We start from the raw sequence: 600 nt of genomic DNA, 5'->3' as shown, positions 1-600 counted from the left end.
AAGTGGTTGATAAAATAATTGATGAGATAAGAAGTACCGTAACAACGCTGGCCGCGATAATCGGTGCCTATTATCTCATCAAAGATCATCGGAAGCCTCGAAAAAAGAAGCGACGAAGATGATTTTTACCGGGGGAGCAATCCCCCACTCATTTATTATATCATAACCACTTTTTATCATGAAAAAACTTAAAACTGTAGATGTTTTGTTCCTTATTTTATTTCTGTCCTGGCTATCTGATGTTGATTTCTCACACTTGACCATTCTTAAAATAATTGGCTTGATTGCTGTTTGTGTATGGCTTATTCTGTTTCTGCTCAAATTATTTAAAAAGGACTGGTGATACTATGGAAAAGAAAACCAGTGATGCTCAAATAAAAGCGTCTCGAAATTGGGAAGCCAAGAATCGGGAACGTAAACGGTACATGTCTAAAAAGTCAACAGCAAAATCCTTTATTCGTCTCGACGCCGCTCCTGACGATCTCGACGAACTCGAAAAATTGATTGCTGAAAGACGCAGGCAGTTAAAGGAGGAAGCTCAATCATAACTCCTACTCGAGACAAACGAGGATGACGGATAAATAACAAAAACACTGGCCA

At 38.8% G+C, this 600-nt stretch carries 1 protein-coding gene; it reads left to right on the top strand.

What is annotated here, in order from left to right; translation table 11 throughout:
- Positions 1–347 precede the first annotated feature (347 nt).
- Positions 348–548, top strand: coding sequence for a hypothetical protein (locus AA84_RS0112260; protein ID WP_028977442.1), 201 nt, complete (start codon positions 348–350; stop codon positions 546–548).
- The last annotated feature ends 52 nt before the right edge of the window (positions 549–600 follow it).

Origin of the sequence: Sporolactobacillus terrae DSM 11697, assembly GCF_000648615.1 — a bacterium.
Lineage (GTDB): Bacteria > Bacillota > Bacilli > Bacillales > Sporolactobacillaceae > Sporolactobacillus > Sporolactobacillus terrae.
The sequence above is the reverse complement of the archived record's forward strand: the minus strand, read 5'-3'. Positions and strand labels throughout refer to the sequence as shown.

Bases quoted from the DNA above. Each gene is read 5' to 3' on its own strand.
- AA84_RS0112260 (WP_028977442.1), top strand. From the start codon at position 348: ATGGAAAAGAAAACCAGTGATGCTCAAATAAAAGCGTCTCGAAATTGG.